This is a genomic window from Sphingomonas sp. TREG-RG-20F-R18-01, from assembly GCF_022662475.1.
GTDB lineage: Bacteria > Pseudomonadota > Alphaproteobacteria > Sphingomonadales > Sphingomonadaceae > Sphingomonas.
This window is the reverse complement of record NZ_JAKNQQ010000002.1, coordinates 612,251-625,009: the sequence shown is the minus strand read 5'-3', so window position 1 is coordinate 625,009 and position 12,759 is coordinate 612,251. Positions and strand designations below refer to the sequence as shown.

The 12,759-nt window shown below is 66.3% G+C and carries 11 protein-coding genes; 8 read left to right on the top strand and 3 right to left on the bottom strand.

All coding sequences use genetic code 11. From position 1 onward, the window contains the following. The first annotated feature begins 248 nt into the window (after positions 1–248). The 6 genes from L8K25_RS08460 to L8K25_RS08435 all read left to right on the top strand — a co-directional run bounded on the left by L8K25_RS08460 (position 249) and on the right by L8K25_RS08435 (position 8,080). Positions 249–1,334 carry a GSCFA domain-containing protein gene (locus L8K25_RS08460; protein ID WP_242138435.1) on the top strand — a complete coding sequence of 362 codons (1,086 nt, stop codon included), beginning with the start codon at positions 249–251 and terminating at the stop codon, positions 1,332–1,334. After that, positions 1,331–2,194: a WcbI family polysaccharide biosynthesis putative acetyltransferase gene (locus L8K25_RS08455; protein ID WP_242138434.1), complete on the top strand. Its 864-nt coding sequence runs from the start codon at positions 1,331–1,333 to the stop codon at positions 2,192–2,194. The genes L8K25_RS08460 and L8K25_RS08455 overlap by 4 nt, the downstream gene beginning before the upstream one ends. A 197-nt stretch (positions 2,195–2,391) precedes the next feature. Beyond that, on the top strand, positions 2,392–2,901 hold the full coding sequence (gene ybeY, locus L8K25_RS08450; RefSeq protein ID WP_242138433.1) for an rRNA maturation RNase YbeY: 510 nt from the start codon (positions 2,392–2,394) through the stop codon (positions 2,899–2,901). A 9-nt stretch (positions 2,902–2,910) separates the two neighbouring features. Continuing rightward, a complete protein-coding gene (locus tag L8K25_RS08445) occupies positions 2,911–3,852 on the top strand; it encodes a hemolysin family protein (RefSeq protein WP_242138432.1) in 942 nt (313 codons plus the stop codon). 264 nt (positions 3,853–4,116) lie between these two features. After that, positions 4,117–6,363, top strand: a complete 2,247-nt coding sequence (gene katG / locus L8K25_RS08440; RefSeq protein WP_242138431.1) for a catalase/peroxidase HPI — start codon at positions 4,117–4,119, stop codon at positions 6,361–6,363. Positions 6,364–6,754: 391 nt separating this feature from the next. Continuing rightward, positions 6,755–8,080: a sorbosone dehydrogenase family protein gene (locus L8K25_RS08435; RefSeq protein ID WP_242138430.1), complete on the top strand. Its 1,326-nt coding sequence runs from the start codon at positions 6,755–6,757 to the stop codon at positions 8,078–8,080. Positions 8,081–8,214: 134 nt separating this feature from the next. On the opposite strand, the gene L8K25_RS08430 is transcribed toward L8K25_RS08435, so the two are convergent. Together L8K25_RS08430 and L8K25_RS08425 are read right to left on the bottom strand one after the other, a co-directional pair. After that, entirely contained in the window at positions 8,215–8,517 is a 303-nt protein-coding gene (locus L8K25_RS08430; RefSeq protein WP_010218730.1) for a polyhydroxyalkanoic acid system family protein, read from the bottom strand. A gap of 25 nt (positions 8,518–8,542) precedes the next feature. Further along, positions 8,543–8,959: a VOC family protein gene (locus L8K25_RS08425; protein WP_242138429.1), complete on the bottom strand. Its 417-nt coding sequence runs from the start codon at positions 8,957–8,959 to the stop codon at positions 8,543–8,545. A gap of 269 nt (positions 8,960–9,228) precedes the next feature. On the opposite strand from L8K25_RS08425, the gene lnt reads away from it, so the two are divergent. Both lnt and metK read left to right on the top strand, forming a co-directional pair. Continuing rightward, the gene (gene lnt, locus L8K25_RS08420) at positions 9,229–10,758 is read left to right on the top strand and encodes an apolipoprotein N-acyltransferase (RefSeq protein WP_242138428.1); all 1,530 of its coding nucleotides are present in this window, start codon (positions 9,229–9,231) and stop codon (positions 10,756–10,758) included. A gap of 73 nt (positions 10,759–10,831) precedes the next feature. Next, entirely contained in the window at positions 10,832–12,049 is a 1,218-nt protein-coding gene (metK, locus tag L8K25_RS08415) for a methionine adenosyltransferase (protein ID WP_242138427.1), read from the top strand. 56 nt (positions 12,050–12,105) lie between these two features. Here metK and L8K25_RS08410 read toward each other — a convergent pair whose 3' ends face one another. Then, positions 12,106–12,744, bottom strand: a complete 639-nt coding sequence (locus L8K25_RS08410; protein WP_242138426.1) for a hypothetical protein — start codon at positions 12,742–12,744, stop codon at positions 12,106–12,108. Between the last annotated feature and the right edge of the window lie 15 nt (positions 12,745–12,759).

Here is a 12,759-nt window from a genome sequence, read left to right as displayed (position 1 = left end):
CATCCGCGATAACGACACGGCCCCGGCCTTCGCCGGGGTGACGAGAGCGCAGACAGGATGCCGCGCGTGCTACGCTCCAGGTGCATTTGCTCGATCGCCGGCGCCCGCTGAACCCTGGCCTCGGTCCAGACCGGCGTGGATCGAGGCTGGGGAATCCCCTAGGCCGGGAGTGCCCGCGTACCGCTATTGGAGGAGGAAGGCGTCCCCGTTCGCAGGAGCCGTCTTGTCTCGATGCGCGCGAGGATCCGATGGAAAATCCGTACAGGTCGCTTCCTGATGCCGCTTTCTGGCGCCGTTCCGTTGCGGCATGCCCGGGAGACAGCGTCGACCCGGTCGTCGACATCCCCTTCCGCCTGTTTCGCAGGGACCGCATCGCGACCGCGGGCAGCTGCTTCGCGCAACATCTGTCCCGGGAACTGCGCGCCGCCGGCTTCGCACCCATCGTTGCGGAGGGAAATCCCCCTGATCCCCGCGACGTGGCGGCGCACGCAGCGTTCTCGGCGGCTTACGGCAACATCTACACCGCGCGCCAGCTGCTCCAGCTGTTCGAGCGTGCGTTCGGACTGCGCGATCCGCACGACACGGCCTGGCGCCGCGCCGACGGCCGTTATGTCGATCCGTTCCGGCCGACGATGTACACCGCTGGCTTCGATTCGCCCGAGGCGGTCGCGACGGCGCGCGTCGGGCATCTCGACGCGGTGTGCCGGATGTTCGAGACGTGCGACGTCTTCATCTTCACGCTCGGGCTGACCGAATGCTGGATCGCGGACGCGGATGGCGCGGTCTTCCCGATCACGCCCGGCGTGGAAGCCGATCCGGGATCCGGCGCCTATCGGTTCCACAACATGACGGTAGAGGAGGTGGTCGACGACATGCGCCGGCTTCTCGCGATGCTGCGCGAGGTCAATCCGCGCGTGCGCGTGCTGCTGACCGTGTCGCCCGTTCCGCTGATCGCGACCTATGTTTCCCGCCACGTGCTGGTTTCGACGATCGCGAGCAAGGCGATCCTGCGCGTTGCAGCGGACATGCTGTCCGAGTCCGAGCCCGACCTGGCCTATTTCCCGTCATATGAGATCATCACAGGGCCACAAGCGCGCGGACGGTATTTCGAGGCGGATCTGCGATCGATCACCGCCGACGGCGTGGCGCACGTGATGCGGGTGTTTTCGCGTCATTATCTCACCACGGACGACGACGATCGCAGACCGCCGGACGAGCAGCCCTGCCGAGCAATCGACGAGGCGGACGTCGCCGGATCACTCCAGCGCTTGCAGGCGCTCGGGCGAATTATCTGCGACGAGGAATTGCTCGATCCGGAACGGAGCGCGCAATGAAGATCGCCGTCGTCGGCAATTGCCAGTGCGAGAGTTTTGCCGCGTGGGCGCGACGGGCGATCCCGGATGCAGAGGTCACGACCGTGCACCTGACGTGTGTGTATCATCCGGACTACGAACAGTTGGTCGTAGCCGAGTTGGAGACCGCCGACATCGTCTTGTCGCAAGGGGTCGAATGGCCGCACCACGGGCCCGTTCGTGCCGCGGCCATCGCCGCGCGGCCCAAGACCACGCATTGGCCAGGCTTCGGTTTCGACGGCTTCCACCCCGACAGCGCCTATTTGCTCGACTCGGCGGGCGGAGTGGTCCGGTCGGTGATGGGGGATTACAATTCGCGGATCATCGCGGCCGCCTTCGTCGCCAATCGCACCCCGGCGCAAACGCGTCGCCTGTTCAACAGCCTCAGCTACGCCCGTCTCGGCTATTTCGACGCCTTTCCAAAAGCGCGGGCAGCGGCCACGCTGTGGCTCGGCGAGCATGGATTGGAAGCCGAGCGACTGTTTACGGAATGGCTCGGCGGAGGTTCTTTCATGCATACGGTCAACCATCCCGCGATCCGGGTCGTCGCCGACATTGCGCGGCATGCGCTGACGCAGGCTGGATTGGAGATCCGCGAAGACGTGCCCGCAATTACCGACGATCCGATGGCGGGATGCAAATGGCCGATCTATCCCGAGATCGCGCGTCGGATCGGCCTTGCCGGGGACATGCTGTTCGTCACCGGCCATCCCGGCGCACAGGGATTGACGCTGGAGCAGATGATCGACGGCAGCTTCGAAGCCTATGCCGCCTTGCCACCGGGTACGCTCGCCGAGATCGCGACGATCAAATCCGCCGTCGCCACCCTGCAACTGGGATGAATCCTTCCGCGTGCAACGCTGCCGCTGGCTGAAGCGATAGAGACCGACCTTGCCCTCGCTCCACGCGCGCGGTTATGCAGGAGCGTTCACTCCATCGGCCCCGTCCATCGGCGAAAGCTTCGCGCGCGCTTCGCAGGCAAGCGGGTATCAGAAGGCAGTGATCTTGCGCACTCCGGTCTCAAGGACGCGATAGTTTCATGATCCTCGTCGAACTGCAGCAGGAAGACATCTGGCCCCAATATGACTGGGAGGCGCTCGCAACGCGGGCTGCCACCGCCGCTCTGGAACGCACGCCGCATGCCGAACTCGCCACCGGTGCCGCAACGGTCGAGATTTCGGTGCGACTGACCGACGACGCCGAAGTGCAGACGCTCAACGCGCAATATCGCCACAAGGACAAGCCGACCAACGTGCTGTCCTTCCCGATGGTCCAGGCCGATCTGCTCGACACGATCGCGCAGAATTCTGACGATGGTGAGGTGCTGCTCGGCGATATCGTACTCGCCTACGAGACATGCGCCCGCGAGGCGGCGGAAAAAGATATCGCGATCGAAACGCATGCAACGCATTTGATCGTGCATGGCACGCTGCATTTGCTAGGGTATGATCACCTGGACGATGACGAGGCGGGGGCGATGGAAGCGATCGAGGTCGCGGCCCTCTCCGCGCTGGGCATCGCCGACCCGTATCTGATCGACGAGGACTAACCCAAGCTCATGCCCGACGGCCAAAGTACGACCGGCACCGCCAATCCAAACGGCGGTGTCACCCATGCCTCCCCCGGGCATGAAACCAGCATCTGGCGGTCGTTCCGCAGCTGGATCTCGGGCCATTCGGGCGACGAATCGCTCCGCGCGACGCTCGAGGAAGCGATCGACGCGCATGAGGACGACCCCGCGCCCGACGCCAAGGGCGACCTTTCGCCGCTCGAGCGGACGATGGTCCGCAACCTGCTCCACTTCGGCGAGCGCGATGCGGGCGACGTCGGCGTGCCGCGCGCGGATATCGTCGCGGTCGAGGAAAGCACCAGCTTCGCCAATCTCGTCGCTCTGTTCGCCGAGGCCGGGCACAGCCGCCTGCCGGTGTACCGCGAGAAGCTCGATACGATCATCGGGATGGTCCACATCAAGGACGTGTTCCAGATCCTCGCGACCGGCGCCGAGCATCCCGACAGCATCGCGCCGCTGATCCGCGAGCCGCTCTACGTGCCGATGTCGCGCGGCGCGCTCGATCTGCTTGCGGACATGCGGCAGAAGCGGGTGCATCTCGCGATCGTGCTCGACGAATATTTCGGGACCGAGGGGCTCGTCACGATCGAGGACCTGATCGAGGAGATCGTCGGCGACATCGAGGACGAGCATGACGACGCGCCGACCGCGTTGCTCGTGCCGCTGGACGGTGGCGCCTGGGATGTCGATGCGCGCGCTGAGCTCGAGGATGTCGGCGAGACAATCGACGAGCGGCTCGCGGAGGTCGATGGCGACATCGACACGATCGGCGGGCTTGCCGCGGTGCTTGCGGGGCACATGCCCAAGGTCGGCGATTGCATCGTCCACGACAGCGGCTGGACGCTCGAGATCGTCGCGGCGGATCCGCGCCGCGTGCTGAGCCTGCGCCTGCATCCGCCACGGCCGGAGCCTGAAGGGCGCGACGACTAGGTAAGGTTGCGCTTACCATTCACGCTTCCCCGGCGAAGGCCGGGGCCCAGGAGCGGAACGCCGAAAGGTGAGGACTGCGCTCCGTTACCTCGGCCATCTCGACTGGGCCCCGGCCTTCGCCGGGGAAGCGAACGGTTTCAGAGTGAAACACAGCTTCCCAAATATCACCCAGCCGATCACTCTCTTCGGATTAATGCATTTCCTCAATTGCGCCGGACGTGGCAGTCTCCAGCCTGAGTTTACAAGAGTCGATTGGAGAGACCCATGGACGCAATCACCACAGGCAGCCCGCTGAGCGATCCGAGCAAGGAGCCGGCTGCGCTCCGCTCGTTGCTCGGCCGCACCAACCGCGATTGGTGGCCCAACCAGCTCAGCCTCGAAATCCTGCAGCAGAACGGCTTGTCGGCAAACCCGATGGGCGACGACTTCGATTATGCCGAAGCGTTCAACGCGCTCGACTACGCCGCGGTAAAGCGCGATCTGACTGCGCTGATGACCGACAGCCAGCCGTGGTGGCCGGCCGATTACGGGCATTACGGCCCGTTCTTCATCCGCATGGCGTGGCATTCCGCCGGTACCTATCGCACCGGTGACGGTCGCGGCGGATCGTCGTCGGGCTCGCAGCGGTTTGCGCCGCTGAACTCCTGGCCGGACAACGGCAACCTCGACAAGGCGCGTCGCCTGTTGTGGCCGATCAAGTCGAAGTACGGCAAGCAGCTGAGCTGGGCCGATCTGTTCATCATGGCGGGCAACGTCGCGATCGAATCGATGGGCGGCCCGGTGTTCGGCTTCGGTGGCGGACGCGAGGACGTGTTCGAGCCGATGAAGGACATTTACTGGGGCACCGAAGAGGAATGGCTCGGCGATACGCGGATCGAGGAGGAAGAGGGCCGTGCGCTCGAGAGCCCGCTCGCCGCGATCCAGATGGGCCTCATCTACGTCAATCCGGAAGGCCCGGGCGGCTGCCCCAACCCGATGGGCTCGGCGCGCGACATGCGCGAGACGTTCGCGCGCATGGGGATGAACGACGAGGAAACCGTCGCGCTGACCGCCGGCGGCCACACCTTCGGCAAGGCGCACGGCGCGGGAGACGCCTCGCTCGTCGGCGTCGAGCCCGAGGGTGCGGATATCGCGACGCAGGGTCTTGGCTGGACCTCGACGCACGGCACCGGGATGGGCGACGACACGATCACCTCGGGGATCGAAGGCGCATGGACCCCGACGCCGATCACCTGGGACCAGACCTATTGGGACATGCTGCTCGACCACGAGTATGAACTCGTCAAGAGCCCGGCAGGCGCGCACCAGTGGCAGCCGGTCGGCAACCCCGAGGAAACGCTCGCCCCCAAGGCGCACACCCCCGGCGTCAAGGTCCCGACGATGATGACGACCGCCGACATGGCGCTCAAGAAGGACCCGGCCTACCTCGAGATCAGCAAGCGTTTCCAGAAGGACCCGGCGGCGTTCGCCGATGCCTTCGCACGCGCCTGGTTCAAGCTGACCCACCGCGACATGGGGCCGAAGGTCCGCTATCTCGGTCCCGACGTTCCGGTCGAGGACCTGATCTGGCAGGACCCGATCCCCAAGGCGGATTACCCGCAGATCGACGCGGGGGATGTCGGTGGCCTCAAGCAGGCGATCGCCAATTCGGGGCTTTCGGTCGCCGAGCTGGTGACGACCGCCTGGGCGTCGGCATCGACCTATCGCCAGTCGGACCACCGTGGCGGCGCGAATGGCGGGCGGATCCGGCTCGCGCCGCAGAAGGACTGGGAAGTCAACCAGCCCGAGCAGCTCGCCAAGGTGCTTGGCATCTATGAGGGCATCAAGGCCGACTTCGACGGTCAGGGTAGCAAGAAGGTCTCGATCGCGGATCTGATCGTGCTCGGTGGTTCGGTCGGGGTCGAGGCGGCGGCGAAGGCGGCCGGCAAGACGATCGAAGTTCCGTTCCTGCCGGGTCGGACCGATGCATCGGCCGAGCAGACCGATGCCGCGAGCTTCGACGTGCTCGAGCCCAAGGCGGACGGCTTCCGCAACTATCTGTCGGTCAAGTTCAGCGTTCCGACCGAGGAACTGCTGGTCGATCGCGCGCAGTTGCTGGGGCTGAGCGGCCCGCAGATGGCGGTGCTGCTGGGCGGGCTTCGCGTGATCGGCGCGAACCATCCCAAGGCGGAGAAGCACGGCGTGTTCACCGACCGCAAGGGTCAGCTGACCAACGACTTCTTCGTCAACCTGCTCGACATGCAGACTGCGTGGAAGCAGATCAGCGACGAGAGCGACGAGGAATATCTCGGCACGCTGCGCGCGACCGGCGAGCAGAAGTGGACCGCCTCGCGCACCGATCTAGTGTTCGGTGCGAACTCGCAGCTGCGGACCGTCGCGGAGGTCTATGCCTCTGCGGATGCCGGCGACAAGTTCGTCAAGGACTTCGTCGACGCGTGGGTCAAGGTGATGAACGCGGACCGGTTCGACGTCGCGTCGGGCCATGTCGAAGGCGAGCCTGCGGTCGCCTAAAGTCGACCGTGCTCCTGCGCAGGCAGGAGCCCAGGGTTACGGGCGCCACGCCTGTAACCCTGGGGTCCCGCTTTCGCGAGGCCTTTGCGAAAGTCGGTATACGAGCCGTTCGTTTTTTGTTTTCTCCGCGAAGGCGGGAATCCAGGGCCAAGAACAACAACGGGTTACAGCTCTCGCGACCCCTGGACTCCCGCCTTCGCGGGAGAACAGATATGGTTTCGCAGAAGCCATGCTCTCGCGGGAGAACCCGCTGAGTACGAGGTGGCGGTGGCGCTGCAGCCGCCGCCGTTTCTGTAGGCCCGAAGATTTCCGCTGACCCGACTGCGGGGATGACGCGCCCCCCCCAACTCTAGCCCTTCCACCGGGCGGCGGCGCACCCTATCAAGCGGCTATGCGCAAACATATTCTCATCCTCCTCGGCATTTTCGCGGTCGTCGGGGCGGCGGTCCTCTGGTGGATGTTCCAGCCCGAACCCGCCCAGCTCCCGATCGCCCAGGTCGAAGGCGAGCGCCCGACCATCTCCGCACCGCGCGAACAGACGATCCCGACGACCAAGGTCGCCAAGGCGGTCGGCTGGCCCGCGGGCACGACTCCGGTCCCCGCCGCCGGGCTCAAGGTGGCCGCGTTTGCGCGAGGGTTGGAGCACCCGCGCTGGCTCTATCGGCTGCCCAATGGCGACGTGCTGGTCGCCGAGACCAATTCGCCGCCGCGCAAGGGCCGCAGCATCACCGACACCGTGATGCGCTACCTGCTCGGACGCGCCGGCGCGGGCGTTCCCTCGGCCAACCGCATCACGCTGCTGCGCGACGCAAACGGTGACGGCGTCGCGGAACAGAAGACCGTGCTGATCGGCGGGCTGAACTCGCCCACCGGCATGGCGCTGCTCGGCGGCTATCTCTACATCGCGAACACCGACGCGCTGGTCCGCGTGCCGTTCAAGCCCGGTGAGACGAAGATCACCGCGACCCCCGAGAAGGTGATCGCGCTCAACGGCGGCGGCAACCACTGGGCGCGCACGCTGCTCGCGGACCCGAACGGCAAATATCTCTACGTCGGCGTCGGCTCGTCGTCGAACATCGCCGAAAACGGCATGGATAAGGAAAAATACCGCGCCAACATCCTCCAGGTCGACCCGCAGGCGATGACGTTCCGCGTGTTCGGCGCTGGCTTGCGCAACCCGCAGGGGATGGCGTTCGAGCCCAAGTCGGGCGGGCTGTGGGTCGCGGTCAACGAGCGCGACATGCTGGGCTCCGACATCGTCCCCGATTACATCACGCGGGTCGGCCTCGGGGACAACTTCGGCTGGCCGTGGTATTATTGGGGCGGCTATCCGGATGCGCGGGTGAAGCCCGAGAACCCGGCGTTGCAGGAATATTCCAAGCGCCCCAATTTCGCGATGGGGCCGCATGTGGCGGCGCTCGGGCTGACGTTCGCGAGCGACGCGAAGCTCGGCGCGGCCTACAGCAACGGTGCGTTCGTCGGCGAGCATGGCTCGTGGAACCGCGTGCCGGTGTCGGGCTACAAGGTCGCGTTCGTGCCGTTCGGCGAGCTCGGCTTTCCCAGGAAGGGCGTGAAGCCGGTCGACGTGCTGACGGGGTTCCTCAACGCCAAGGGCGAGGCGCAGGGACGTCCGGTCGGGGTGACGTTCGATCGCGGCGGCGCGCTGCTGGTCGCGGATGACGTCGGCAACACGGTGTGGCGGGTCAGCGCGAAGTAACGCGCGCCCACCCCACCGCGCCGTCATGCTGAACTCGTTTCAGCATCCACCGTGGTCCTGCCCAGCCGGCCGCTGGACGCGCTCACCGGTGGATGCTGAAACAAGTTCAGCATGACGCTCGCAAATAAGAGGCATTACTCCAGCATCTTCGGCGCTTCCTTCGCCAGCTTCGCGCGGATCTTGTCCGCAAACAGCGCGAGGAACGGCGGCAGGTCGACCTCGGCACGGACCGACGTCTCCGCGACGGTCAGCCGGCTCGCGACGCGCTGCCCCATCGCCGCGACGGTGAAGAACATCGTGTCCCCCTCCCAGCGATGATCGACCGCGGCACCGCCCGGGAACATCCCCGCGAGCTTGCCGATCCCGCCATCAACGCGCGCGCGCGCGGCGGCGAGGCCGAGCTTGTGGGGGATATCGACGACAATCGGTTCGCTCATGGTCTGTCCTTCACGCGACGGCGTATCATTGCGCGAAGATCATCGCGTCGTCGGCAAACGCCTTGAACTCGAGCGCGTTGCCGCTCGGGTCATAAAAGAACATCGTCGCCTGCTCGCCCGGCTGCCCGACGAAGCGCGTGTGCGGTTCGATCCCGAAGCGAGTCCCCGCCGCGGTCAGCCGCTCGGCAAGCGCGTGCCAGTCGGGCATCGTCAGCACGACGCCGAAATGCGGCACGGGGACGGCGTGCCCGTCGACCGCGTTCGACACCGCGACCGGTTTCGCGGCGGGGTCGAGATGCGCGACGATCTGGTGGCCGTAGAGATCGAAATCGATCCACTGATCCGAACTGCGCCCCTCTGTGCACCCGAGCGTCCCGCCATAGAAGGCGCGCGCGGCGGCGAGATCGTGGACGGGAAAGGCGAGGTGGAAGGGGCGGATCATGCGCGGACGATAGCGGCGGGGGTTGGGGGCGTCACGTTCAGACTGGCTGCTGACCCCGAGCCGCCAACATCATGCCACTTCCCCGGCGAAGGCCGGGGCCCAGGAGAGGAGCGGAGGATTGCTGGCCGCTGCGCTTCGTTACCTCGGCCATCGCTCCTGGGCCCCGGCCTTCGCCGGGGAAAGGGAGAGAGGGGAAGCGCAAGTAGGGAAACTGCGAGGGCGCGCGCTCGCCCGTTGCGTCCCCTCCCCGATCACGCGATAGCCACCGCATGACCCAGCGCCCCGCCCTCTTCTCCTTCCTCCTCGGCGGGATCGCCGCGGTCGGCTTTGCGCCGCTTGCGCTCTGGCCGGTCACGCTCGGCTGTTTCGCCGCTTGGATGCTGCTGGTGCATCAGGCCCCCACCCGGCGTGCGGCGCTGTGGCGCGGGTGGCTGTTCGGGGTCGCGCATTTCTCGATCGGCAACAACTGGATCGCCAAGGCCTTCAGCTTCCAGGACGCGATGCCGCATGCGCTCGGTTTCTTCGCGCCGATCCTGCTGTCGCTGTATCTCGCGATCTTCCCGATGGCGGCGGCGGGGGTCGCGTGGCGGCTGCGCAAGCCAATGCTCGACGCGTCCTACGTGCTGATCTTCGCGACCGCCTGGATCGCGACCGAATATCTGCGCGGTACGCTGTTGACGGGCTATCCGTGGAACCCGCTCTCCGAACTCTGGCTCCCGACCCCGGTCGCGGCGAGCGGCGCCTGGCTCGGGACCTATGCGCTGTCGGGTATCGCGGTGCTGGCCGCAGGCGCGATCCTGCTCGCGGTCCGGCGGATGTGGCGCTTTCCGGTCGCGGTCGGTGGGGTGCTCGTCGTGCTGTCGCTGGCTGCGTTCGACCCGACGACCTCGCCCGCGCCGATCGCCAACGCACCGCGCATCCGCGTCGTCCAGCCCGATCTCGACCAGGAACAGCGCCCGCGCGAGGATTATGCCGAGACCAACCTCCGTGCGCTCGCGGGGCTCAGCGGCACCCCGCACGCCGCGCCGCGCCTGATCGTCTGGCCCGAGGGCGCGCTGCGCTATCTCCCCGAGGATGGCTATCCCCCGCAATATTACTTCCGCGGCGCGCCGTTCGTCACGCGCTCGCGGATCGCCGCGCTGCTCGGCCCGCGCGATGTCGTGCTGACCGGCGGTAACGCACTGACCTTCGACAAGGCTGGCGAGGTCAACGCCGCGACCAACGCGATCTTCGCGATCGATGCGCAAGCCAAAATCATCGGCCGCTACGACAAGGCGCATCTCGTGCCGTGGGGCGAATATCTCCCCGCGCGCCCGCTGATGTCCGCGATCGGCCTGTCGCGGCTCGTCCCCGGCGACCTCGATTTCGCACCGGGCAAGGGGCCGGACGGGCTCGACATTCCCGGCATCGGCCGGGTCGGTTTCGCGATCTGTTACGAGATGATCTTCTCGGGTTCGATCGTCGATCGCAAGCATCGTCCGGCGCTGATCTTCAACCCCTCGAACGACAGCTGGTACGGCAGCTGGGGCCCCGCCCAGCATCTCGCGCAGGCGCGAATGCGCGCGATCGAGGAGGGCTTGCCGATCATCCGCGCGACCCCGACCGGCATTTCCGCGATCATCGACGCGCGAGGTCATATCCTCGCGTCGATCCCGTGGGAGACGAAGGGCGCGATCGAACTGCCGATCCCGGCGGCGGCACCACCCACCCTGTTCGCGCGTATGGGCAACCTGATGGCGCTCCTGTGCGGGGTCCTGCTGGCGCTAACGGCAATTGCCATCCGCCGACGGGCGCGATAGGAGCACATATAAGGAAAGCTTTATATGCGTGTTCCGGTCGCCCCGGTCCGCGCCCAGACGAGGGTTTCACTAAATGCGCGCATCGTTTCTTTTCACTTCCGAGTCGGTCTCGGAAGGTCATCCCGACAAGGTCGCCGACCAGATTTCGGACACCATCGTCGACCTGTTCCTCAGCAAGGACCCGCAGGCGCGCATCGCGTGCGAGACGCTGACCACGACCAACCTCGTCGTCCTCGCGGGCGAGATCCGCTGCAAGGGCGTGTACGAGAACGGCGCATGGGCCGATGGCGCGCTCGAGGAGATCGAGGCGGCGGTGCGTAACACCGTGCGCGAGATCGGTTATGAGCAGTCGGGCTTCCACTGGGAAAACTTCCGCTTCGAGAACAACCTCCACGGCCAGTCCGCTGAAATCGCGATGGGCGTCGACGAGGGCGCGAACAAGGACGAGGGTGCCGGCGACCAGGGCATCATGTTCGGCTACGCGACCGACGAGACCCCGGGCCTGATGCCCGCGACCCTCTATTACAGCCACAAGATCCTCCAGCAGATGGCGGCCGACCGTCACTCGGGCGCGGCCCCGTTCCTCGAGCCCGACGCCAAAAGCCAGGTCACGCTCGAGTACAAGGACGAGAAGCCGGTCCGCGCGACCGCGCTGGTCGTCTCGACCCAGCACAAGGCGGGCTATTGCCTCCAGGGCGACAACGCCAACCCGGCGCTGTACGAAGAACTCCGCAGCTACGTCGCCGGCGTGATGAAGGACACGCTGCCCGAGGGCTTCGTGACCGACGCGACCAAGATCTACATCAACCCGACCGGCGCGTTCGAAATCGGCGGTCCGGATGGCGATGCTGGCGTTACCGGCCGCAAGATCATCGTCGACACCTACGGCGGTGCGGCCCCGCACGGCGGCGGCGCGTTCTCGGGCAAGGATCCGACCAAGGTCGATCGCTCCGCGGCCTATGTCTCGCGCTATCTCGCGAAGAACGTCGTTGCGGCGGGCCTCGCGCGTCGCTGCACGATCCAGCTGAGCTATGCGATCGGCATCGCCGAGCCGCTGTCGCTCTACGTCGATCTCCACGGCACGGGCACGGTGCCTGAGTCGAAGATCGAGGAAGTGCTCCCGCAGCTCGTCCGCCTGACGCCCAAGGGCATCCGCGAGCACCTCAAGCTCAACGCGCCGATCTACAAGCGCACTGCCGCCTACGGCCACTTCGGGCGCGAGCCCGATGCGGATGGCTTCACCTGGGAAAAGACCGATCTGGTCGACGCGCTCAAGGCCGCCGTCGCCTGATCGCTATCGGGCGCGGCACATGCCGCGCCCGAGACCTTGCGAGGCCGGATCGCGGCCTAGCGTGGACTGCCGGAAAACACCGACGGATCGAATCGCGCGGGCAAGACCCGTTCGGCTTGCCCGGAGCGATCTTCCATTGCCGCGACCGCCTGTTCGCTGTCGGGTTGCAGCGTGAACCGCATGTCGTCCGCCAGATAGGCGACGACCGGCGTATCAGCCGGCAGGCGACCGCTGGTGCCGTGAATGAACAGCATCGGCCACGCCACCACAACGCCGCCGCCGATCGCGAGCAAGGCCTGGTCGAGACCCTTTCGTGCGGCCCGGCCGGAGAGCCGCACCGGCCCGCTCGGTGTCTGAACGTAGTTCAGGCGGACGTCCAACTGGCCGCGCTTGCCAAAATACCCGTTCTTTTCGGACCGCATGACTTCGCCGACCGCGAGGGATCCCGCCGGAACGACCACCTGTCCTCGGTAGACCACGGGTTCCGCGACTTCGAGGTAGAAGCGGTCGCCTGCCTGATTGTCCTTGGTATTCAGCTCGGTCCGCGTCTTCAGGTGAAGCGCGGTGCCCATCGGGAAGTAAGCCGTGCGCCCGGTTGCGGCAACTGGCGCGGACCATTGCACGACGTCCTGCGCCACCGCACCGACCGGGGATACAGCAGCGAGCACGACGCACGTCCAGACACTGGCTTTCATCACATTCCCCTTCAT

Bases quoted from the DNA above. Each gene is read 5' to 3' on its own strand.
- katG (WP_242138431.1), top strand. From the start codon at position 4,117: ATGGACGCAATCACCACAGGCAGCCCGCTGAGCGATCCGAGCAAGGAG.
- L8K25_RS08425 (WP_242138429.1), bottom strand. From the start codon at position 8,959: ATGATCCGCCCCTTCCACCTCGCCTTTCCCGTCCACGATCTCGCCGCC.
- L8K25_RS08430 (WP_010218730.1), bottom strand. From the start codon at position 8,517: ATGAGCGAACCGATTGTCGTCGATATCCCCCACAAGCTCGGCCTCGCC.
- L8K25_RS08460 (WP_242138435.1), top strand. From the start codon at position 249: ATGGAAAATCCGTACAGGTCGCTTCCTGATGCCGCTTTCTGGCGCCGT.
- L8K25_RS08445 (WP_242138432.1), top strand. From the start codon at position 2,911: ATGCCCGACGGCCAAAGTACGACCGGCACCGCCAATCCAAACGGCGGT.
- L8K25_RS08455 (WP_242138434.1), top strand. From the start codon at position 1,331: ATGAAGATCGCCGTCGTCGGCAATTGCCAGTGCGAGAGTTTTGCCGCG.
- L8K25_RS08410 (WP_242138426.1), bottom strand. From the start codon at position 12,744: ATGAAAGCCAGTGTCTGGACGTGCGTCGTGCTCGCTGCTGTATCCCCG.
- L8K25_RS08435 (WP_242138430.1), top strand. From the start codon at position 6,755: ATGCGCAAACATATTCTCATCCTCCTCGGCATTTTCGCGGTCGTCGGG.
- metK (WP_242138427.1), top strand. From the start codon at position 10,832: ATGCGCGCATCGTTTCTTTTCACTTCCGAGTCGGTCTCGGAAGGTCAT.
- ybeY (WP_242138433.1), top strand. From the start codon at position 2,392: ATGATCCTCGTCGAACTGCAGCAGGAAGACATCTGGCCCCAATATGAC.
- lnt (WP_242138428.1), top strand. From the start codon at position 9,229: ATGACCCAGCGCCCCGCCCTCTTCTCCTTCCTCCTCGGCGGGATCGCC.